Here is a 22,557-nt window from a genome sequence, read left to right as displayed (position 1 = left end):
GGGAAGAAACCGTACAGAAACGCGTTCCCGGGACCTGTACACAGCGAAACACCCCGTCCCAACACAAAAATGGAAACGGGGTGTTTCATGATCCGGGAACAGCGGGGAATTTACTCCCACGCACTCCCAAGATGGTTCAGATCATCAAATTACTTGGTGATCTTGGTGACGCGCCCTGCACCGACCGTACGGCCACCCTCGCGAATAGCGAAACGCAGGCCTTCGTCCATGGCGACCGGCTGAATCAGCGTGACAGACATGTCAACGTTGTCGCCGGGCATGACCATGTCCGTACCCTCCGGCAGCTTCACGACGCCGGTGACGTCGGTGGTCCGGAAGTAGAACTGCGGACGGTAGTTGTCGAAGAACGGGGTGTGGCGGCCGCCCTCATCCTTGGACAGGATGTAGACGGAACCCTCGAACTCGGTGTGCGGGGTGTAGGCGCCCGGCTTAGCCACAATCTGGCCGCGCTCGACGTCTTCACGCTTGATACCACGGAGAAGCAGAGCAGCGTTGTCGCCGGCCTCAGCGGAGTCCAGGAACTTATTGAACATCTCGATGGAGGTGACGGTCGTCTTGATGGACTTCTCGCGAATACCGAGAATCTCGGCCTCCTCGTTGACCTTCAACTGGCCACGCTCAACACGGCCGGTGACGACGGTGCCGCGACCGGTGATGGTGAAGATGTCCTCGATCGGCATCAGGAAGGGCTTGTCCGTCTCGCGCTCCGGATCCGGAACAGCGTCGTCGCAGGCCTGCATGAGCTCAACGATCTTCGCGGTCCACTCGGGGTCGCCCTCGAGGGCCTTCAGAGCGGAGATGTGGATGATCGGGGCATCCTCATCGAATTCCTGCTCAGCGAGAAGCTCACGAACTTCCATCTCAACGAGCTCGAGGATTTCCTCGTCGTCGACCATGTCACACTTGTTCAGTGCAACGAGGATGTAGGGAACGCCAACCTGGCGCGCGAGCAGAACGTGCTCACGGGTCTGGGGCATGGGGCCATCGGTGGCGGCGACAACGAGGATGGCACCGTCCATCTGAGCCGCACCGGTGATCATGTTCTTGATGTAGTCGGCGTGACCGGGGGCGTCAACGTGCGCGTAGTGGCGCTTCTCGGTCTGGTACTCGACGTGGGAGATGTTGATCGTGATGCCACGCTCCTTCTCCTCCGGCGCCTTATCGATGGCATCGAAGGCGAAGGCCTTGTTCAGATCCGGGTATGCCTCAGCCAGGACCTTGGTGATGGCTGCGGTGGTGGTGGTTTTACCGTGGTCGACGTGACCAATGGTACCGATGTTGACGTGCGGCTTTGTACGCTCGAATTTCGCCTTTGCCACTGTATGTCCTCCTGGACTTCGCGGTGGCTACGACTCTCGCAGCCACATAGGTGGTAGTGCCATACTGTCGGCAGCCCCACGTTTTTGAAAGGGGGCATACGAGTATGACTGGTTCATTTTTGTGCCAGTTACCTGATACTAGGTGCTCAACGCGCAGTTTTCAAACCACGGGTGAGGCCCGTACCTCGGGTAACGGCCGGCTCAACATCCGGTGCCCGGAAATTCAGCGGACCGTTACCCGCGACTGGAAGGTTATAGCGGATTCATCCCAGCGGAACAACTTTGTGTCGCTGGCTATCCGTACCCGGAAAGCTCCGGGCTGGGTGACCCTGTTTCTTCGCCAACGACGGCGTGGAAGAAACAGGGTCACACGGGCGTCGACTGGGGGACACCCGGGCGAACGGCACCTAGTTGGAGGTGCCGTTACGCTGCGCGATGATCTCCGTCGACACGCTGGCCGGAACCTCGGCGTAAGAGTCGAAGATCATCGAGTAGTTGGCGCGGCCCTGTGTCTTTGAGCGCAGATCGCCGACGTAACCGAACATCTCGGAGAGCGGTACCTTCGCCTTGACGACCTTCGCGCCGGCACGATCTTCCATGGCCTGAATCTGACCACGGCGGGAGTTGACGTCACCGATGACCTCACCCATGTACTCCTCGGGGGTGGTGACCTCGACGGCCATGACCGGCTCCAGGAGTACAGGCTTGGCCTTCGCGACCGCTTCCTTCAGCGCCTGCGAACCAGCAACCTTGAAGGCCATTTCAGAGGAGTCGACCTCATGGTACTGGCCGTCAAGTAGCGAGGCCTTGATGTTGACCAAGGGGAAACCTGCGAGGTAGCCATACTGCATGGCATCGCGGATACCGGCGTCGACAGAGGGAATGTACTCGCGCGGGACGCGACCACCGGTGACGGCATTCTCGAACTTGTAGGTGGCGGACTCGCCCTCTTCAAGATCCTCGGGATTCGGTGAGTACGGTTCAAGAGCGATAACGACCTTGGCGAACTGACCCGAACCACCGGTCTGCTTCTTGTGGGTGTACTCGAGCTTCTCGACGGGCTTGCGGATCGTCTCACGGTACGCGACCTGCGGAGCTCCGACGTTGGCCTCGACCTTGAATTCGCGGCGCATACGGTCGACGAGGACGTCGAGGTGGAGCTCGCCCATGCCGCCGATGACGGTCTGACCGGTCTCATCGTCGAGCTTGACGGTGAAGGTGGGATCCTCTTCCGCGAGCTTCTGGATGGCGGTACCGAGCTTCTCCTGGTCAGCCTTCGACTTCGGCTCGATGGCAACCTGCAGAACCGGATCCGGGAAGTCCATGGACTCCAGGATGATCTGATCATTGAGGTCACAGAGGGTGTCACCGGTGGTGGTGTCCTTCAGGCCGATGAACGCGTAGATATTACCTGCGCGGGCCTCATCAACCGGATTCTCCTTGTTGGCGTGCATCTGGAAGAGCTTGCCGATGCGCTCCTTGTTGCCCTTGGTCGAGTTCATGACCTGGGCACCCGGATCGACACGGCCAGAGTAAACGCGAACGAAGGTGAGCTTACCGAAGAAGGGGTGTGCGGCGATCTTGAAAGCCAGAGCGGAGAAGGGTTCGTCCACACTGGGCTTACGGGACATTTCGACGGCTTCGTCGCCAACCTTGTGCCCGTGAACCTCACCGATGTCCAGTGGAGTCGGGAGGTAATCGATGACGGCATCGAGTAGGGGCTGGATCCCCTTGTTCTTGTACGCGGAACCACACAGAACCGGGAAAACCTCGGAGTTGACGGTCATCTTACGGATGGCGGCCTTGATCTCGTCGATCGACAGACCCTCGCCCCCGAAGTACTTCTCCATGAGTTCTTCGTCAGACTCGGCGACAGCCTCAAGCAGCTTCTCGCGGTATTCCTCGGCGATCTCCTTGAGATCCTCCGGAATGTCCTCGTAGGTCGGTTCGGTTCCGATGTCGACCTTGCCGCGCCACGTGATGGCGCGCATGTTCAGGAGATCAACGACGCCGTCAAAATCGTCCTCAGCACCGATGGGTAGCTGAAGAACCAACGGCTTGGCACCGAGGCGCTCGATGATGGTCTTCACGGTGAAGTAGAAGTCGGCGCCCAGCTTGTCCATCTTGTTGACGAAGCAGATACGCGGAACTTCGTACTTGGCGGCCTGACGCCACACCTGCTCTGACTGCGGCTCAACGCCTTCTTTACCATCAAAAACAGCGACCGCGCCGTCGAGAACACGAAGAGAACGCTCGACCTCAACGGTGAAGTCGACGTGACCGGGTGTGTCAATGATGTTGATCTGGTTATTGTTCCAGAAACAGGTAACGGCGGCGGAGGTGATGGTGATGCCGCGTTCCTTCTCCTGCTCCATCCAGTCGGTGGTCGAGGCGCCGTCGTGGGTCTCGCCAACCTTCCGGTTGATGCCGGTGTAGAAGAGAATTCGCTCGGTAGCGGTGGTCTTGCCGGCATCGATGTGGGCCATGATGCCGATGTTGCGGACCTTATTCAGGTCGGTAAGCACTTCTTGTGCCACAGTGTTCCCCAAACTCGTTGGTTCTTGGTGATTACCCGGGCGTCTGCTCGGGCGATGTTGTCACCGGTGGATATGAATTCTTTGCCGTACCGCGCCACGGCCCGAAACCCGGGCCAGCCGCTCGTGGAGAGCTTAGGCACCTCAGATGAACCGAAGGTGAACGGCGCCGACCGTCTCGCGACCCGCGACTCATGTCCGAGAGCGGGCCGATAACGGACGACCGTGGATTAGCGCAATGACCCCGACACCGGACCAGGTCTGAATACACACTCCGGATACGCTGGGTATCCAATGAAACGTGCGTGACACGGTGTGTTCGGCGAGGGGGCCATGAGCTGATCTACTGCTGTTACCAGCGGTAATGGGCGAAGGCGCGGTTGGCCTCTGCCATCTTGTGGGTGTCCTCGCGACGCTTCACCGAGGCACCGAGGCCGTTGGCGGCATCCAGAATCTCGTTGGCGAGACGCTCGGTCATCGTCTTCTCACGGCGCTGGCGGGTGAAATTCACGAGCCACCGCAGCGCGAGGGTGTTGGCGCGGCCGGGGCGAACCTCGACGGGCACCTGGTACGTGGCGCCACCGACGCGCCGGGAGCGTACCTCAAGGTCAGGCTTTACGTTGCCGAGAGCCTTCTCCAGGGTGCCGACCGGGTCGGTGCCCGTCTTCTCGCGACAGGCCTCAAGCGCACCGTAGACGATTCGCTGTGCGGTGGACTTTTTACCGTCCAGGAGCACCTTGTTGACGAGCTGGGTGACGACCTCGGAGTTGTAGACCGGATCCTTGACTACTTCGCGCTTCGGCGCTGCAGACTTACGCATGTCTTACTTCTCCTTCTTCGCACCGTAGCGGGAACGGGCCTGCTTGCGGTCCTTGACGCCCTGGGTGTCCAGGGAACCACGTACGATCTTGTAACGGACACCGGGAAGGTCCTTCACACGGCCGCCGCGCACGAGCACCATGGAGTGCTCCTGCAGGTTGTGGCCCTCACCGGGGATGTAGGCGGAAACCTCGATGCCGGAGGTCAGTCGAACACGCGCGACCTTACGGAGCGCCGAGTTCGGCTTCTTCGGGGTGGTGGTGTACACACGGGTGCACACACCACGACGCTGGGGTGAACCCTTGAGCGCCGCAGTCTTCACCTTGGTGGTCTTGTCATGGCGGCCCTTTCGGACCAACTGCTGAATAGTGGGCATGAACCGTCTTTCTTGTCTGATCGGCTTCCTCGGTTCGATGACGCCGACCGAGTACTGTACGTTCCTTGCTTGTCGCCTGATCGCGCAAAACGTAATGAAAACACGCGAAACCCAGTCAGCCGCTCTCGCTGGCCTACCGGGGAAATTCAGGCTCCCACCATGGAGACGTGGGACTAACTAACTACCATACCTCACCAGCCACAGGAATCCAACCTCACCTCCAATACCACGGTATCGGCGGAATAGAGACACCGTTAAATCCAAGGCCCCCGGAAGGTGCGAAGCACCACCGGGGGCCTTGCCCACGGGGGAGAGCTGCTCTCCCCCGAAGGAAACGGTTTAGCTGTAGTCGTCCAACGGGACGGAAGCCCCGGTGAACTCACCGTAACCGTCGTCACCGTAGATCGAGTCGCCGTAGGTCGGGATCGCGTACGCCGCATTCCGCGCCGCCTCGGTCGGCTTGACCGAGATGTTGCGGTAGCGGGAGATGCCGGTACCGGCAGGGATCAGCTTACCGATGATCACGTTCTCCTTGAGCCCGATGAGCTTGTCAGAGCGCTTGTTGATCGCGGCGTCCGTGAGCACGCGGGTGGTCTCCTGGAAGGAGGCCGCCGACAACCACGATTCGGTTGCGAGCGAGGCCTTCGTGATACCCATGATCTCACTGCGTAGTGCGGCGACGTCGCCGCCCGCCGCCCGAGCCTCGGCGTTCGCGATCTTCGCTTCAGCAAGGTCAACGAGCGTACCGGGAAGGAACTCGGTGGAGCCGGATTCGATGACGGTGCCACGCCGCAGCATCTGGCGGATGATGATCTCGATGTGCTTGTCGTGGATTGCCACACCTTGAGCACGGTAGACAGCCTGCACCTCGTCGATGAGGTGCTGCTCAACGCCACGGCGTCCGAGGACCTCGAGGACGTCGTGCGGGTCCGCCGGACCACGAAGCAGTCGGTCGCCCACATCAACATGGTCGCCCTCCTGTAGGGTGCGGTCGATGTGCGAACCTGGCGAGAACTCCATCGGGGCGTTGATCATCGCGAGCCCCTGTCGTTTAGACAGTTTCTCGTAAATGACCTCGTCCGAGCCGTCATCCGGGGTGATCGTCAACGTCCAGAAGTTACCTTCGTCCTCGAGATGAACGGTTCCGGCGACGGACGCGATCGGCGCCTTATTCTTCGGAACGCGGGCCTCGAAAAGCTCCTGGACACGCGGCAGACCACCGGTAATGTCACCACCGACACCACCCTGGTGGAACGTACGCATGGTGAGCTGGGTACCGGGCTCGCCGATCGACTGCGCGGCGACGATGCCGACGGCTTCTCCGATGTCGACCTGCTTGCCGGACGCCATCGAACGGCCGTAGCACTTAGCACAGACGCCGGTGGGGGTCTGGCAGGTCAGAACGCTGCGGAGTTTAACCTCGGCGACACCTGCCTCGACGAGTGCGTCGATCTCCAATTCACCGAGGTCTGAACCTGCGGCGAGAATGACCTCTCCAGAGGAGTTCGTGGCATCCGCTGCGAGAACCCGGCCGGTGACCGAGGTTTCGACGAGCTGGTGACGCCGATGTCCGCTCACGTTGCCCTGTGCATCGGTGACCTCGACGGACACCGGAGCCTTGATGCCCTGTCGGGTCGCGCAGTCCTCCTCGCGGACGATAACGTCCTGTGCGACGTCGACGAGACGACGGGTGAGGTAACCGGAGTCGGCGGTACGCAGCGCGGTGTCGGCCAGGCCCTTACGGGAACCGTGGGAGTTGTTGAAGTACTCCAGAACGGACAGGCCCTCACGGAAGGAGGTCTTGATCGGACGGGTGATGTAGTCACCCTTCGAGTTCACGACCATGCCCTTCATACCCGCCAGGGTCCAGATCTGACGCATGTTACCGGCGGCACCGGACTTCACGATCATGGGGATCGGGTTGTCGTCGGGGTACATGTCCTCGACGGCCTTACCGACCGTGTCCGTGGCATCCTTCCAGAGTTCGACCAGACGGTCGTAGCGCTCACGTTCGGTGAGTGCGCCCTGGACCCAATACTTGCGCTCGACCTCTCGTGCCTCAGCTTCGTAACGGTCGAGGATCTCCGCCTTGTTCGGAAGGACGAGCACGTCGGACATGGTGATCGTGACGCCGGACCGGGTGGCCCAGTAGAAACCGGCGTCTTTCATCTTGTCCATCGTCTGCGCGACGGTGATCATCGGGTAACGGGAGGCGAGGTCGTTGATGACGTCACCGAGCATGATCTTGTCGGTGCCGCCGCCCTTACGGACCATGACGCCTTCCAGATACGGGTAGTTCCACGGCAGCAGATCGTTGAACATGATCCGGCCGAGAGTGGTGTGCGCCATCCAGACGTCACCGCGGTTCCAACCGTCGGGGAACTGCTCCGCTTCGATGTCCGCCGGCGGGCGAAGGTGGGAGATCCGAACCTTGATCGGGGCCTGTAGACCGAGGACGCCCCGGTCGTAGGCCATGATCGCCTCAGCGAAGGAGCTGTAGACACCACGTTCCGGGCCATTCCCGGTCGCGGCTTCGTAGGCACCCTGACCACCCAGTTCATCGATGTTCTTCTGCAGGGTGAGGAAGTACAGACCGGTAACCATGTCCAGTCGGGGCATGGCCAACGGCTTACCGGACGCCGGGGAGAGGATGTTGTTCGAGGCAAGCATGAGAATACGAGCTTCGGCCTGTGCCTCTGCGGACAGTGGCAGGTGGACGGCCATCTGGTCACCATCGAAGTCGGCGTTAAATGCCTCACACGCGAGCGGGTGGAGCTGAATGGCTTTACCCTCGACGAGCACGGGCTCGAAGGCCTGGATACCCAGGCGGTGCAGGGTGGGAGCACGGTTCAACATCACGGGATGCTCAGAGATGGCTTCCTCGAGCACATCCCAGACCTCGGGACGCTGACGCTCGACCATGCGCTTCGCGGACTTGATGTTTTGCGCGAACTCACGCTCAACGAGCCGCTTCATGACGAAAGGCTTGAACAGCTCCAGCGCCATCAGCTTCGGCAGGCCGCACTCGTGCAGACGGAGCTGCGGACCGACGATGATCACGGAACGACCGGAGTAGTCGACGCGCTTACCAAGCAGGTTCTGACGGAAACGACCCTGCTTGCCCTTGAGGAGATCGGACAACGACTTCAGCGGGCGGTTGCCCGGCCCGGTAACGGGTCGTCCGCGGCGACCGTTGTCGAACAGTGCGTCGACGGACTCCTGCAGCATCCGCTTCTCGTTGTTGACGATAATCTCGGGTGCACCGAGATCGATCATGCGCTTGAGGCGGTTGTTGCGGTTGATCACGCGACGGTAGAGGTCGTTCAGGTCGGACGTGGCGAACCGACCACCGTCGAGCTGGACCATCGGGCGCAGCTCCGGCGGGATGACCGGGATGCTGTCCAGGACCATGCCCGCCGGGTCGTTACCGGAGCGTTGGAACGCAGCGACGACCTTGAGTCGCTTGAGCGCCCGGGCCTTCTTCTGGCCCTTACCCTCGTTGATGATGGTGCGCAGTTCCTCGGCCTCAGCGTCGAGGTCAAAGTTTCGGATCAAGGTCTGGATAGCTTCCGCACCCATACCACCCGTGAAGTAGTCCTCGTAACGGTCGACGAGCTCCGAGTAGATCGTCTCGTCGACGATCATCTGCTTAGGTGCGAGCTTGACGAAGGTGTTCCAGATCTCATCCAGTCGGGCGATCTCGCGCTCTGCACGCTCCCGGATGTGCTGCATCTCCTTGTCCGCGGCATTCTGTACCTTGCGGCGTGCATCAGCCTTCGCTCCGGCGGCCTCGAGCTCCGCGAGATCCTCTTCAAGCTTCTGGGCGCGGTCTGCGATATCGGACTCGGCGTCAGCCTCGACGTCCTTCTTCTCCAGGAGCATCTCCGCTTCCAGAGTGGACAGGTCGTTGTGGCGAGCCTCGTCGTCGACGGAGGTGATGATGTTGGCGGCGAAGTAGATGATGCGCTCAAGGTTCTTGGGCGCGAGATCCAGCAGATAGCCGAGACGCGACGGGACACCCTTGAAGTACCAGATGTGGGTGACCGGGGCCGCCAGCTCAATATGGCCCATGCGCTCACGACGTACCTTGGACTTGGTGACCTCGACGCCACAGCGCTCGCAGATGATGCCCTTGTAACGGACACGCTTGTACTTGCCGCAGGCGCACTCCCAGTCGCGGGTGGGTCCGAAGATCCGCTCGCAGAACAGGCCGTCCTTCTCGGGCTTCAGGGTTCGGTAGTTGATGGTCTCCGGCTTTTTGACCTCGCCCTTGGACCAGCGGCGAATGTCATCGGCCGTCGCAAGGCCGATGCGGAGTTCGTCGAAGAAGTTGACGTCAAGCACGTAACTCCCTTTCCCCCCGTCTTTCCGGGGGTGTTGTGTGAAGAAAAGAATATCGGTGATTAGCTGCCCGTCCGCAGGCCACCGTTCCCTCGCGGGTTCGGTGGCCTGCGGTCAGACCGTCGTGCGGTGTCCGTTCGCTGTCAGGCCACGTCGTCGGTTCGCTCGTCGCGGGACAGGTTGATGCCCAGTGAGGCACCTGCCTGGTCGAACTCGTCATCGTCCGTGGTACCCAGCTCCATCGGGGTGCCGTCAGCCGAGAGGACCTCGACGTTAAGGCACAACGACTGGAGCTCCTTGAGGAGAACCTTGAACGACTCCGGGATACCCGGATCGGGGATGTTCTCGCCCTTGACGATCGCCTCGTAGACCTTGACGCGGCCCACGACATCATCGGACTTGATGGTCAGGAGTTCCTGAAGAGTGTAGGCGGCACCGTATGCCTGCATCGCCCACACCTCCATCTCACCGAAACGCTGTCCACCGAACTGGGCCTTACCACCGAGCGGCTGCTGGGTGATCATGGAGTACGGGCCGGTGGAACGGGCGTGAATCTTCTCGTCGACGAGGTGGTGCAGCTTCAGCATGTACATGTAGCCGACCGACACGGGGTACGGGAAGGGCTCACCTGAACGACCGTCGAAGAGCTGAGCCTTGCCGTTGCCGTCGACCAGGGTCTGACCGTCACGGTTCGGACGGGAGTTCGCGAGCAGGCCCGCGAGTTCCTCGTTGGAGGCACCGTCGAACACCGGTGTGGCGGTAAGGGACTCCGGCGGGACATCGTAGAGCGAATCCGGCAGCGTCTTGATGAGTTCGGCGTTCTTGGCGTCCTCCGGATCGACGTGCCAACCGGCGGCCGCGAGCCAGCCGAGGTGAACCTCGAGAACCTGGCCGATGTTCATACGACGCGGAACACCATGGGTGTTCAGAATGATGTCGACCGGCGTGCCGTCAGGCAGGAAGGGCATGTCCTCGGCGGGAAGGATCTTACCGACAACACCCTTGTTTCCGTGGCGTCCCGCGAGCTTGTCGCCGTCCTGGATCTTGCGCTTCTGTGCGACGTAGACACGGATCATCTCGTTGACTCCGGGCGGGAGGTCATCGTCGTCCTCGCGAGCGAAGCGGCGCACGCCGATGACCTTGCCGGTCTCACCGTGCGGAACCTTCATCGAGGTATCGCGGACTTCACGGGCCTTCTCCCCGAAGATCGCACGCAGCAAACGCTCTTCCGGGGTCAGCTCAGTCTCACCCTTCGGGGTGACCTTACCGACGAGGATGTCTCCGTCGCGGACGTCGGCGCCGATGCGCACGATGCCACGATCGTCGAGATCCTTGAGGACATCCTCGGAAACGTTCGGGATCTCACGCGTGATCTCCTCGGCACCGAGCTTGGTGTCGCGGGCGTCGATCTCGTGTTCCTCGATGTGGATGGAGGTGAGAACGTCCTCCTCCACCAGACGCTGGTTGAGGATGATCGCATCCTCGTAATTGTGACCTTCCCAGGGCATGAACGCGACGAGCAGGTTCCGCCCCAGGGCCATCTCGCCCTTGTGGGTACCGGGACCGTCGGCGAGAACCTGTCCGGCTTCGACCCGGTCCCCCATGTCCACCAGAGGCTTCTGGTTGTAGCAGGTGCCCTGGTTCGTTCGCTGGAACTTACGCAGCATGTAGGTGTCACGGATACCGTCGTCGCCCATGATGGTGATGAAGTCTGCGGCGATGTTCTCCACGACACCGGACTTCGCGGAGATGATGAGGTCACCGGCATCGTAGGCTGCGCGCAGTTCCATACCGGTGCCGACGTACGGCGACTCGGCGCGGACCAGCGGCACGGCCTGCTTCTGCATGTTCGCACCCATCAGGGCGCGGTTGGCGTCGTCATGCTCGAGGAACGGAATCATCGCGGTACCGACGGAGACCATCTGACGCGGGGAAACGTCCATGTAATCGATGCGTTCGCGCTCGACAACCTCGTTGTCCCCGCCCTTCATACGCACGACCACCTGTTCTTCGGTGATCAGTCCGTCCTCGTCGTACGGGGTGTTCGCCTGGGCGACGATGTGTCGGTCCTCCTCATCCGCTGTGAGGTAGTCGATGTCATCGGTCAGACGTCCGTCGACAACCTTGCGGTAGGGGGTCTCGATGAAGCCGAAGGGGTTGACCCGAGCATACGAGGAGAGTGAGCCAATCAGGCCGATGTTTGGGCCCTCAGGGGTCTCAATCGGGCACATGCGCCCGTAGTGCGACGGGTGCACGTCGCGAACCTCGATGCCGGCGCGTTCACGCGACAGGCCACCGGGACCGAGCGCCGAGAGGCGACGCTTGTGGGTCAGCCCGGACAGAGAGTTGTTCTGGTCCATGAACTGTGAGAGCTGCGAGGTTCCGAAGAACTCGCGGATCGAGGCGGAGACCGGCCGCACGTTGATCAGTGAGGTCGGGGTGATCGACTCGGCATCCTGGGTGGTCATCCGCTCACGGACGACACGCTCCATCCGTGACAGACCGACACGGACCTGGTTCTGGATGAGTTCACCGACGGTACGTAGACGACGGTTACCGAAATGGTCGATGTCATCGGTCTCCACCGGGATCATCTGACCGTCCGGGGCTTTCATCGAGGTCTCGCCCGCGTGCAGCCGGACGAGATACTCGATGGTGGTGGCAATATCCTCTTCGGTCAGCGTGAGGTTGCCCTCATTGTCGCCACCGAGCCCCAGTTTGCGGTTGACCTTGTACCGGCCGACCTTCGCCAGGTCATAACGCTTCGCCTTGAAGAACGAATTGTCCAGGAGGGACTGCGCGAGGTCACGCGTGGGCTGCTCACCCGGACGCTGCTTGCGGTAGATCTCCAGGAGTGCCTCGTCGGTGTTCGAGACACCATCAGCCTCCAGGGTCGACATCATGATCTCCGAGAAGCCGAAGCGCTCCACAATCTGCTCGGTCGTCCAACCGAGTGCCTTCAGCAGTACGGTGACCGGCTGACGACGCTTCCGGTCGATGCGGACACCAACGGTATCGCGCTTGTCGACGTCGAACTCAAGCCAGGCACCACGGGAAGGAATGACCTTCACGGCATGCAACGGCCGCTCGGTCGACTTGTCGATGGTCTGGTCGAAGTAGACACCGGGAGAACGCACCAACTGACTGACGACGACACGCTCGGTGCCGTTGACGATGAAGGTGCCCCTGTCGGTCATCATCGGGAAATCACCGATGAAGACCGTCTGGGACTTGATCTCTCCGGTTTCGTTGTTGACGAACTCCGCTGTGACATACAGCGGAGCCGAATAGTTGATGTCCTTGTCCTTGCATTCGTCAATCGAGTTCTTGAACTCGTCGAAACGGGGCTTCGACAGCGACAGGGACATATTTCCGGAGTAATCCTGAATCGGGGACAGTTCCTCGAGGATGTCCTCCAGTCCACTGCTCACTCGGGTACCCTCGGGCATTGCGGCCTGGGTACGTTCACGCCACTCGGGCGTTCCGATGAGCCACGCGAAAGATTCAAGCTGCAGATCGAGAAGTCCAGGCACCTCGATCGGCTCGGTGATCTTCGCGAACGAATAACGCTGCGGAGCTCCGGGGATTTCGGTCACTGACTTGGTCTGGCGGGAGACTGCCAAGATGCGTCCTTCCAGCACCTCACGCGGTGGGCACACCCACGACGATGGTGGGCCCGTTCCGCTAGAATTTTTAGCATTTGGTCTGCTGTGGAACCATTCATCCCCGGATAGCACTGAATGACCTTGTCAAACCGGGTTTTTGAACCCGATTGGTCAAGGTCGGACAGCATAACCGGAGAGATATTCCAGCGCAACGACCTAGCCTATACCAATACCCACAGCTTGTAAAGCGCCAGTTTCCGGTGATAAGCGGACGGGACCCCGGAGAAAGGGTTTCCGACGAACTCGCCGAGCCGGGCGAAGAGGGAGGTGCAGGCGCCACCCTAACAGATACGGCCCCGCTTCGATGCACAGCGTCCCCGGAAATTAGCTCCGTTACCCGGAAACACCCTCACGGTGTTCCACCGGCCCCCTCGGCCGACGCCAACCGAAGAACGCGCCGAGTAGCCCGACGAGCATCAGGAAGCCTCCGAGAACGAGGAGAATCCTGGTGAACGTGCGCTGGCCCGAGCCGTCGGGAATTCTCGCCGCCTCCGCGAGAAGACCGTCGACTGACTCCTGAGTGCCGGCACCATCGAACCGGAGAACCGGTTTCCGGACCTCCCCATCGCGAGTTCCGTAATAGCTGTCAAGTTTCTCCCGAATATCGACGATCAGGCCCGTCTCCGTATCGACGTACCAGTCGCGCTCCGCGGAATAGAAGAGGTAGCCGGGTTCCGTACCACCGTCTTCCGTATCAAAGGTAGTGGTGTTGAAGAAGTCCGCATAGCGAGTGGCCAAATTCGTGGGTTCAATCGTTTGCCGATAGATGTTGACCATGCGGTCGCCCAATACAACAGAATCGATGTACACCGCCGGTGCACTGCCCCGCAGCGAGCCATCGAAAACCTCATAGGTCGTTTTTCCCGGATTGACAGGGAACTTCGCCCATAGACCCGTCACCGGGACTTCCGATGGAGGCAAGCCGAGCTGCGAGGTCATCGTCGCAGGACCGACGGCTTCACCTGTCCTGCGGTCCATGACGAAACTCCACACCGATGCCTCGACCAGACGCTCGATATCATCCACGTCCGCCTCGCGCATCATCGTCGACCCGATCCGGACGGTCACAGTTTCCGCATCGGCGGGATCGACGAGTTCGACGTGATGCTGCCGGATCACCGGCCCGGGCACGATCTCACCGGGACCGGGATTCACCGTTGTTTCCGCGGTGTCGTCCCGAACTGTCAGGGTCGTATCTTCCAGCGACAGGGGAAGCCTGCCGTCGTCGTGAAAGAAATGCGGTGACACAAGTCCCCAGGTGAGGAGAGCTGATCCAAACCCGAGGAGCAACACCGAGAAAATACGCGACTTCGCAAGCATGCCCCCGATGCTACCTCCGATGCGGGCCGCGCTACGCACCCGGTCCATCTGCTCGCCGCTCTCCGGTGGGACTGGAAAAGGCGAACGGTCCCTACCCTACTCCTTGACGGGAGTGGTAGGGACCGTTCAAGTTGTCACCGCCAGAGGACGGGAACAGAAGTGGAACCCAGAGGATTACTTCAGGGAGACCTTTGCACCAGCGCCTTCGAGCTTCGCCTTGGCGGCCTCGGCATCGTCCTTGGACGCGCCTTCGATGATGGCCTTCGGAGCGGACTCAACGAGCTCCTTGGCCTCCTTCAGACCCAGGCCGGAAACGATCTCGCGGACAGCCTTGATGACGCCGATCTTCTTGGCACCGGCGTCCTCGAGCACGACGTCGAACTCGTCCTTCTCTTCTTCAGCGGCGGCCGGAGCGGCCCCACCGGCGGCAACAGCAGCGACCGGAGCGGCGGCGGTGACGTCGAAGGTGTCCTCGAAGAGCTTCACGAACTCGGAGAGCTCGATGAGGGTCATTTCCTTGAAAGCCTCGATGAGCTCGTCATTGGTGAACTTAGCCATGGTGGCAGTCCTTTCAGTTGGTGGCCCGGACGAACCGGACCGAAAAGTTTGTGCGGTGGTATAACTCTGTGCGTTTCATGCCGTGTGGCGGAAACGACTTATTCTTCGCCCTGCTTCTTTTCCTGGAGCGCAGCACTGAGGCGTGCGATCTGGGAAGCCGGTGCGTTGAACAGGCCTGCGGCCTTTGCCAAGCTGCCCTGCATGGCGCCAGCCAGCTTCGCGAGGGTGGTCTCGCGATTGTCCAGCTCGGCGATGGCTTCAACCTGAGCTGCGCTCAGGAATTCGCCGTCCATGTAGCCACCCTTGACCACGAACGCCTTGTTGTCCTTGCCGAAGTCCTTCATCGCCTTGGCTGCGTCAACAGCCTCGCCTTCGATGAAGGCGATTGCGGTGGGACCGGTCAGGACATCATCAAGACCTTCAACGCCGGCTTCTTTCGCAGCCAGCTTGATCATGGTGTTCTTGGCGACGGAGTACGTGACGTCCGAGCCGAGAGCCTTACGCAGTTGCGTGGTCTGAGCCACGGACAGTCCGCGGTACTCGGTGAGCACGACGGCATTGGTGGACTCAAAACGCTGCTTGAGTTCAGCCACTGCGGCGACGTTCTTTGCGTTAGCCATTACTTCGCCTCCTTCCTCATGTGTGTATGTCATCTGATCCGCCGGGGCCTTCTCCGCTGCACCGTCCACAATGCGGCCGGAACACGACAAAGCCCCGTGCAAGAGCACGGGGCACATACCTGGTAGGAGGTAAGTGGCTCCAAGTGTCTCCTGCGTGGGCCGATCCGCAACATGGCGGACTCCTTCGATCCTCTGAGGGATGACCGACGGTCTTCGGTGAAACTTGAGCTCGGCGCAACACGATACGCGCCGTTCAAACTTCAACTGGTTATTGTAATCTTTGCTATCGCTACCGTCAAATCCCGTACCGAATCCAAGCGAGAGTCCCTCCCCACAGCCGGTTCCGGGGCACCACGAGGTGCGTCGCGCCCCTCTCCATAAGACGAACCCCCTCGCCCTCACATATTGGAGGGCCAGGGGGTTCATCCGGAAGGAACCGGGAAAACCGTTCCCGTTTTAAACCTGCGGCTCGTCGAGATAATTCTTGACGACGGTGTTATCCACCGGGATTCCGGGTCCGTTGGTCGAGGAGATCGTGACCTTCTTCAGATACGTTCCCTTCGAGGATGCGGGCTTGAGACGCAGCAGCTCATCGATGAGCGCACCGTAGTTCTCAGCCAGTTTTTCAGCGTCAAAGGAAGCCTTGCCCAGCACAGCATGCAGGTTCGAGGCCTTATCAACGCGGAAGGAGATCTTTCCGCCCTTGATCTCGGTGACAGCCTTCGCGACATCCATCGTCACGGTTCCGGTCTTCGGGTTCGGCATGAGACCACGGGGGCCGAGGACGCGGGCAACGCGGCCAACCTTCGCCATCTGATCCGGGGTGGCGATCGCGGCGTCGAAGTCAGTCCACCCGCCCTGGATCTTCTCGATCAGCTCATCAGTCCCAACCATGTCGGCACCGGCCTCTTCAGCCTGGGTTGCCTTCTCGCCTGCAGCGAAGACGACGACACGGACGGTCTTACCAGTTCCGTTCGGCAGGGAGACGGTACCGCGCACCAACTGGTCGGCCTTGCGGGGATCAACACCGAGACGTACCGCGACATCGATGGTGGCGTCGAAGTTGTCGGAGGAGGTCTCCTTGACCAGACGAGTAGCCTCAATCGGTGCGTAGATACGGCCCTTGTCGATCTTTTCGGCCTTGGCGCGGTACGCCTTGGACTGCTTGCTCATTGTGATTCCTTAGTTTTCTGGTGGTGAAAAGTGGTTGGAAACTGTGGTCCGGGCCGAAGCGGGCCCTTCCACCGGCTCCACGCACCGCAGCGGGTACACGGAGCGCAGATTGAGGGATCAGCCCTCAACCTCGATGCCCATGGAGCGGGCAGTGCCGGCGATGATCTTCGCTGCAGCGTCGATGTCGTTGGCGTTGAGATCTTCCTTCTTGGTCTCGGCGATCTCCTTGATCTGAGCCATGGTGACCTTGCCGACCTTCTGGGTGTGCGGAACACCGGAGCCCTTCTGCAGACCAGCCGCCTTCAGGAGCAGCTTCGCTGCCGGAGGCGTCTTCAGCTTGAACTCGAAGGAGCGGTCCTCGAAGACTGTGATCTCGACGGGGATGACGTTTCCGCGCTGCTGCTCGGTCGCGGCATTGTAGGCCTTGCAGAATTCCATGATGTTGACACCATGGGCACCCAGGGCGGGACCAACCGGAGGAGCAGGGTTGGCCTGGCCCGCCTGGATCTGCAGTTTGATCAGGCCGGTGACTTTTTTCTTCTTCTTCGGGGGCATCGTAATACCTCTTCCTTGTTACCGACGGCGGTGGCCGATGTCCATGGGTGGGCGATCCCGGAGTTATTCATCCGGTGCCGCACAACCACTGTCGTCGTCCGGATGCCGGGCCCCACCCGCAGTTCCGACTGCGTTGAAGGCGTAACCCGGCCACCGGGGATTGATGTGTGTGGATGTCGACGAACCGAACCGGAGTGTGAGAGCCCCGGCCCGATTCAAAATGTTTCTGCGCGTATCCGCAGGCATACACTCTCGCGGTGTTTTCTTTCTTCACCGGTTTGCGAAATACGCATACACGCGGCTAATCAGAATACTCCAGTTTCCCGAAACACACAAGCCCGCCCGCCACAGTAAATCTGTGCCGGGCGGGCTCAGACAGTCCCAGTGCTATGCCCCTAGCTGATCTTCTCGACCTGATCGAAGGTCAGGTCGACCGGAGTCTCACGTCCGAAGATAGAGACAAGAGCCTTGAGCTTGCCGCCTTCAGCATCAATCTCCGAAATTGTCGCCGAGACGGAGGCGAGGGCTCCGGTCAGGATGGTAACGGCTTCACCGACCTGGAAGTCCACCTCGATCTGCTTTGCGACGGACGGGGACGGCTGCGCGACGAGCTTCTCACCCGAAGTATCAACGGCACCATCCGCACCTTCCACAGGTGTGGTCTCCTGCGGCATCAGGAACTTGGCAACATCGCGATGCTTGACCGGTGTCGCGTTGCCTTCGTTCCCCACGAAGCTGGTAACCCCGGGGGTATCCCGCACAACGGACCAGGAACGGTCGTTGATGTCCATGCGAACGAGAACATAGCCGGGAAGGAGTTTACGCTTGACGGGTTTACGCTTGCCGTCGCGGATCTCGATGACCTCTTCGATCGGAACAACCACGTCGTAGATCGAATCCTCGACCTCCAAGGTCTGGGCACGCATGTCCAGGTTTGTCTTCACTTTGTTCTCGTAGCCGGAGTAGCACTGGATGATGTACCACTGACCCGGGAGCTTCTTCAGCTCACGGAGGAACTTCCGCAGCCGTGCCTTGTACTCTGCGAGGGCCGTGTCCTCATCACTCTGCTCTGCCGGGGCTGCACTTGCATCGCCCAGGGCGGCCGCGGCGGAAGCAACGTCCGTAGGCTCCGCCATAGCCGTCTCCGGTTCAGATTCACCGGCGGCATCCTCAGCAGTGACATCACCCAGGGTCGGCCCTTCCGAGTCCTCCACCATCTGCAGGTCGGCTTCCTGCACCGGCTGCTCAGGAATGGTGCTCTCGTCGGTGCTCTGTCCGACGTTCTCGGTCGTGGTGTTGTCGTCGCTCATCTGGGTGTACTCCATTGGGTGCTTGTTGGGGTGGGGCGCGGAGAGGGGAGCCGACCCCGGTCGGGTTTCGTGGTCATATTCTACGCTGCCCACCTCATGAAATATCCCGCCGGACCACGGCGGGCCTGGCGGGATACTGCGTACTTTTTGTTCTCACACGGAATTCTAGTTGGCGGTGAGCGCCTTCTCAACTCCGAGACCAGCCAGGAAATCCACTCCGGACACCAATGCGGTCAGCGTGATGAGGAAAATGAGCACGATGACCGTGTAAATAACCATCTGCTTGGTGGTCGGCCAGATGACCTTGCGCATCTCCTGGACAACCTCGGGAAGGAAAGTGCCAATGCGTGACCCCAGCCCCGCCTTGTCATCCTTGTCCCCTGCGGTAGAGGTAGAGTCCTTGGCTCGCTTCGCCGCGTAGGCATCGCTACCTGTGGTGGACACCCCCGCAATCTGGCGCTTACCGGCCGGACGCGCCGAACCTGTTGGCTGCGGCTTATTCTCGTCGGTCACGGTACGGTGCTCCTTGATTCTGCGTGTGCATAGAAGTTTTTGCAGGGGCGACAGGACTTGAACCTGCAACCTGCGGTTTTGGAGACCGCTGCTCTGCCAGTTGAGCTACGCCCCTTCATACACTGCATTCAGCAGTACGCGACTACCCTACCAGATACGCAATGGGCCGATAAAGCACCACCACTGCAGTGGGGCAAACGCGGGAATATCAGACAAACAAATACCGTCCCGACACTTCTCAGCGCCCGGACGGTGGAATGATATCCCAGTAGCGATGGCGAGAATTGAACTCGCGACACAACGATTATGAGTCGTTTGCTCTACCACTGAGCTACACCGCCATGTGGCTTCCCCACTACCGTGACCGTAGGTGATCCCAGCGGGAAAAACAACAGAGCCCCCTGACAGAATCGAACTGTCGACCTTTTCCTTACCATGGAAACGCTCTGCCGACTGAGCTAAGGGGGCACAGCCTCTGGAACCGTGTACGCCAAGCGCCCGTTCCGTTGAAGCCTCACAAAGATTAACCCGACTACCTAGAGCTACACAAATCACCAGCTCAATACACATTTTAAGGGGACATTCCCGTTCTCTCGACCACATCCGGGCGGCCACTTCATTCCCCAACCCAGTCCTGGAAACAAACGCAAAGCCCGTCCCCGACTGGAACTTCACTTGGAAGAACAAGCCGAGGACGGGCCTCTACTGCGGTGCCAGGTGATGGATTCGAACCAACGTAGGCTAAGCCGACGGATTTACAGTCCGCTCCCTTTGGCCGCTCGGGCAACCTGGCGTACATCGCTTTCGCGGTGCACTGCACACTCTACTACGGCATCGGCGGTTGTGCGCAAGTCCGCACGTCACACTACTTTTTCAGGGTTTCCGAATAATCATCCGACGCGGCTGACCGTGAATCTCGTGAGATTCCGAAGCGCCGTCGTGGTGTCGTTCTGCGGTAGTTTGCGTAGTTCTGCCTCCGCAAGGTCAACATAGTGACGAACATCAGCCAGTGCTTTCTCCCTGCCGGTGGAGCGGTGTAGCAGATCAAGGACACGAGACACCTCATCATCGTCAGTGACCGGACCGGTGAGTTTCTCACGGAGCTCCGCACCAACGGGACTGTCCTCCTCCATGGCATAGAGCACCGGAAGTGTGAATACTCCCTCCTTTAGATCCGTTCCCGGGGTCTTCCCCGATTGGGCAGAATCCGAGTAGATGTCAATGATGTCGTCGACGATCTGGAAAACCATGCCGATGGCATAGCCGAAACGCTGCAGTGCTGTGATCTGATCAGGAGTGGCCCCACCGTGTAACCCTCCCAGGTACCCAGCGGAGGCGATGAGGACACCTGTCTTCTCCCGGATCACGGCACGATAGTGCTCGACGGGGTCACCGTCGCCGGCACCGATAGTCTCCCGCATCTGTCCGGTAACCAATTCTCCGAAGGTTTCGGCGAAGTGGGCTACGGTATCGACTCCCAGTTGAGCCATGATCCGGGAGGCCCGTGCCAGGAGGTAATCACCGGCGAGAATCGCCATCGAATTCCCCCAACGGGAGTTCGCCGAATCCACTCCCCTGCGTTTTTCAGCCTCGTCCATGACATCGTCGTGGTAGAGGGTTGCCAGGTGGGTCATTTCCACCACCGCTGCGGCTCTGACCACGTCAGGACTGCCCGGGTTCACCCCGTATCTGGAGGCAAGGAGCGCAAACATGGGGCGGAAACGCTTCCCTCCCGCTGCAGCCAGGTAACGAACCTTGTCGGTGACGAAATCCTCACCGACGGTGAGTTCGTCGCCGAGGAGTTCCTCGACCTCGCGCATACCGGTGGAGATGGCTTCATTGAGTTGCTCATCACCCAGGTTCACGGACGTCCCAGGGGAGGACATCTTATCGTGGTCACCTGACCCGTGTGACACGGTGCGGCCGTTGCTCATGCGTCGTTGCCCTCGTTGTCTTCTCGCGGCGGGCTGGACCGGCCGCCGGATTGGAGTGGTGTGCTGGGCCGTTTCCGGTTCCCGTACATCAACGCCGTCCAGCGCGGATGTACGGGTGGTGTCACGTTCCCGCGCGACGACCACCGCGGGCCCGGATCAGACCCGGAATCAACCGTAGTCGACGCAGGCGTTCCCGGGACACTCCGGGGTAAAAACCTGGTGCCTACAACGGGTGCGACAATGGTGCGGTGAATATTTCCGAATCAGTCGACGTCCTAGTCGTAGGAGCGGGTCCTGCGGGCTCTGCTGCCGCGATCCACGCCGCTGGCCGCGGGTTTGAGGTGATGCTGGTTGACGCCGCACGTTTCCCTCGTGACAAGACGTGCGGCGACGGATTGACTCCACGTGCGATGCATCAACTCCAGCTTCTCGGTTTTGGTCCGGAGATCGCCCACGGATACCGCTCACGCGGCTTGAAGTTGCACGGTTTCGGCGGCGATGTGACAGCACCGTGGCCATCATCACCGTTCGGAGTCGAAGGCTCCGCAATGCGACGCACAGAACTCGACGCGCTACTCCTGGATTCGGCACGCGCCACTGAGGGTGTCACCGTGTACGAGGAATCCCCCGCAGTCGACGTGACGCTCGGCGGAGGCAGGGTGGAATCGGTAACCCTGTCAACAGCGAGTGGAGAGCATGTGGTCCGCTGCGGCACGGTACTCGTCGCAGACGGTGTGCGCTCCACCTTCGGCAAGCTGCTAGGACGGGTCTGGCACCGGGGTGAGGTGTACGGGGTGGCTGCCCGCGCCTACTGCAGCACCCCGTTCTCCGACGAGGAGTGGATTCACTCTCACCTGGAGCTTCGCGATCCCGACGGGATGGTGCAACCCGGCTATGGGTGGATTTTTCCGCTGTCTGACGGTCATGTGAACATCGGGTGCGGCGCATTATCGACGAACTCCCGCCCGGCAAAGGTGAACACGAAAAAACTGCTCGCCCACTACGCCACTCTCCAGCGGGCCACCTGGGGGCTCGGGCCGGTGACCGATGTAGCGGGAGCCTTGTTGCCGATGGGAGGCGCTGTGAGCGGGGTCGCTGGCCCCAACTGGATGCTCATCGGTGATGCCGCGGCCTGCGTCAATCCTCTGAATGGAGAGGGCATCGACTACGGTCTGGAGACCGCACATCTCGCGGTCGACCTGATCAACCCGCGGCGGGATCTGACGGTGGTGTGGCCCCGGGTGCTCCGAGAGAACTACGGGGAGGCCTTCCTGCTCGCCCGGACCGCAGCCCGACTGCTCACCTACCCGCGACTGCTCCCGATGGTCGGGCCCCTCGGTTTCCGGGGGCCGCAGGCAGGTCCACTGATGCGCGCCACAGCACGACTGATGGGCAACCTCGTCACTGACGAGGACCGTGACGCGGTGGCCCGGGCGTGGCGTCTCGCCACGGGTGGCCTGTACCGGATGCAGGGCACGAACACGGTTCTCTGGAGCTGA

15 protein-coding genes and 4 tRNA genes are annotated in these 22,557 nt (G+C 60.8%); 1 reads left to right on the top strand and 18 read right to left on the bottom strand.

Annotation, left to right across the window (positions count from 1 at the left end):
- Positions 1–149: 149 nt before the first annotated feature.
- The 18 genes from tuf to QWU43_RS07115 form a co-directional block, all read right to left on the bottom strand.
- Complete coding sequence (gene tuf / locus QWU43_RS07200; RefSeq protein WP_370914573.1) at positions 150–1,340, bottom strand: elongation factor Tu; 1,191 nt, start codon at positions 1,338–1,340, stop codon at positions 150–152.
- A 407-nt stretch (positions 1,341–1,747) separates the two neighbouring features.
- Complete coding sequence (fusA, locus tag QWU43_RS07195) at positions 1,748–3,877, bottom strand: elongation factor G (protein ID WP_370914574.1); 2,130 nt, start codon at positions 3,875–3,877, stop codon at positions 1,748–1,750.
- Between the two features lie 349 nt (positions 3,878–4,226).
- A complete protein-coding gene (gene rpsG / locus QWU43_RS07190) occupies positions 4,227–4,694 on the bottom strand; it encodes a 30S ribosomal protein S7 (protein WP_370914575.1) in 468 nt (155 codons plus the stop codon).
- A gap of 3 nt (positions 4,695–4,697) precedes the next feature.
- Complete coding sequence (gene rpsL, locus QWU43_RS07185) at positions 4,698–5,069, bottom strand: 30S ribosomal protein S12 (protein WP_198734971.1); 372 nt, start codon at positions 5,067–5,069, stop codon at positions 4,698–4,700.
- 339 nt (positions 5,070–5,408) lie between these two features.
- A complete protein-coding gene (locus tag QWU43_RS07180) occupies positions 5,409–9,413 on the bottom strand; it encodes a DNA-directed RNA polymerase subunit beta' (RefSeq protein WP_370917480.1) in 4,005 nt (1,334 codons plus the stop codon).
- A 140-nt stretch (positions 9,414–9,553) separates the two neighbouring features.
- A complete protein-coding gene (locus QWU43_RS07175) occupies positions 9,554–13,051 on the bottom strand; it encodes a DNA-directed RNA polymerase subunit beta (RefSeq protein ID WP_370914902.1) in 3,498 nt (1,165 codons plus the stop codon).
- A 357-nt stretch (positions 13,052–13,408) separates the two neighbouring features.
- Positions 13,409–14,395 (bottom strand): DUF3068 domain-containing protein, encoded by a 987-nt coding sequence (locus QWU43_RS07170; RefSeq protein WP_370914577.1) that lies wholly within the window; start codon positions 14,393–14,395, stop codon positions 13,409–13,411.
- 174 nt (positions 14,396–14,569) lie between these two features.
- The gene (rplL, locus tag QWU43_RS07165) at positions 14,570–14,953 is read right to left on the bottom strand and encodes a 50S ribosomal protein L7/L12 (protein WP_370914578.1); all 384 of its coding nucleotides are present in this window, start codon (positions 14,951–14,953) and stop codon (positions 14,570–14,572) included.
- Positions 14,954–15,051: 98 nt separating this feature from the next.
- Positions 15,052–15,573, bottom strand: coding sequence for a 50S ribosomal protein L10 (gene rplJ, locus QWU43_RS07160; protein ID WP_370914579.1), 522 nt, complete (start codon positions 15,571–15,573; stop codon positions 15,052–15,054).
- A 456-nt stretch (positions 15,574–16,029) separates the two neighbouring features.
- Complete coding sequence (gene rplA / locus QWU43_RS07155; RefSeq protein WP_370914580.1) at positions 16,030–16,746, bottom strand: 50S ribosomal protein L1; 717 nt, start codon at positions 16,744–16,746, stop codon at positions 16,030–16,032.
- Between the two features lie 117 nt (positions 16,747–16,863).
- Positions 16,864–17,301 (bottom strand): 50S ribosomal protein L11, encoded by a 438-nt coding sequence (gene rplK, locus QWU43_RS07150; protein WP_200253960.1) that lies wholly within the window; start codon positions 17,299–17,301, stop codon positions 16,864–16,866.
- A 395-nt stretch (positions 17,302–17,696) separates the two neighbouring features.
- The gene (nusG, locus tag QWU43_RS07145; protein WP_370914581.1) at positions 17,697–18,611 is read right to left on the bottom strand and encodes a transcription termination/antitermination protein NusG; all 915 of its coding nucleotides are present in this window, start codon (positions 18,609–18,611) and stop codon (positions 17,697–17,699) included.
- A gap of 165 nt (positions 18,612–18,776) precedes the next feature.
- Positions 18,777–19,124: a preprotein translocase subunit SecE gene (gene secE, locus QWU43_RS07140; RefSeq protein ID WP_370917479.1), complete on the bottom strand. Its 348-nt coding sequence runs from the start codon at positions 19,122–19,124 to the stop codon at positions 18,777–18,779.
- A gap of 42 nt (positions 19,125–19,166) precedes the next feature.
- Positions 19,167–19,239 (bottom strand) — tRNA-Trp (locus QWU43_RS07135).
- A 154-nt stretch (positions 19,240–19,393) separates the two neighbouring features.
- Positions 19,394–19,465, bottom strand: a tRNA-Met gene (locus tag QWU43_RS07130).
- Positions 19,466–19,519: 54 nt separating this feature from the next.
- A tRNA-Thr gene (locus QWU43_RS07125) sits at positions 19,520–19,592 on the bottom strand.
- 243 nt (positions 19,593–19,835) lie between these two features.
- Positions 19,836–19,917 (bottom strand) — tRNA-Tyr (locus QWU43_RS07120).
- 97 nt (positions 19,918–20,014) lie between these two features.
- Positions 20,015–21,058: a polyprenyl synthetase family protein gene (locus QWU43_RS07115; RefSeq protein ID WP_370917478.1), complete on the bottom strand. Its 1,044-nt coding sequence runs from the start codon at positions 21,056–21,058 to the stop codon at positions 20,015–20,017.
- Positions 21,059–21,312: 254 nt separating this feature from the next.
- On the opposite strand from QWU43_RS07115, the gene QWU43_RS07110 reads away from it, so the two are divergent.
- Positions 21,313–22,557 carry a geranylgeranyl reductase family protein gene (locus QWU43_RS07110; RefSeq protein WP_370914903.1) on the top strand — a complete coding sequence of 415 codons (1,245 nt, stop codon included), beginning with the start codon at positions 21,313–21,315 and terminating at the stop codon, positions 22,555–22,557.

Origin of the sequence: Corynebacterium sp. CCM 9204, from assembly GCF_041357695.1 — a bacterium.
Lineage (GTDB): Bacteria > Actinomycetota > Actinomycetes > Mycobacteriales > Mycobacteriaceae > Corynebacterium.
This window is presented reverse-complemented; position numbering and strand designations above follow the sequence as displayed.

What these genes read in the sequence shown, in the direction of transcription:
- rpsL (WP_198734971.1), bottom strand. Translation starts at nt 5,069, where the DNA reads ATGCCCACTATTCAGCAGTTGGTCCGAAAGGGCCGCCATGACAAGACC.
- nusG (WP_370914581.1), bottom strand. Translation starts at nt 18,611, where the DNA reads ATGAGCGACGACAACACCACGACCGAGAACGTCGGACAGAGCACCGAC.
- rplK (WP_200253960.1), bottom strand. Translation starts at nt 17,301, where the DNA reads ATGCCCCCGAAGAAGAAGAAAAAAGTCACCGGCCTGATCAAACTGCAG.
- rplL (WP_370914578.1), bottom strand. Translation starts at nt 14,953, where the DNA reads ATGGCTAAGTTCACCAATGACGAGCTCATCGAGGCTTTCAAGGAAATG.
- rplA (WP_370914580.1), bottom strand. Translation starts at nt 16,746, where the DNA reads ATGAGCAAGCAGTCCAAGGCGTACCGCGCCAAGGCCGAAAAGATCGAC.
- rpsG (WP_370914575.1), bottom strand. Translation starts at nt 4,694, where the DNA reads ATGCGTAAGTCTGCAGCGCCGAAGCGCGAAGTAGTCAAGGATCCGGTC.
- QWU43_RS07115 (WP_370917478.1), bottom strand. Translation starts at nt 21,058, where the DNA reads ATGAGCAACGGCCGCACCGTGTCACACGGGTCAGGTGACCACGATAAG.
- QWU43_RS07170 (WP_370914577.1), bottom strand. Translation starts at nt 14,395, where the DNA reads ATGCTTGCGAAGTCGCGTATTTTCTCGGTGTTGCTCCTCGGGTTTGGA.
- rplJ (WP_370914579.1), bottom strand. Translation starts at nt 15,573, where the DNA reads ATGGCTAACGCAAAGAACGTCGCCGCAGTGGCTGAACTCAAGCAGCGT.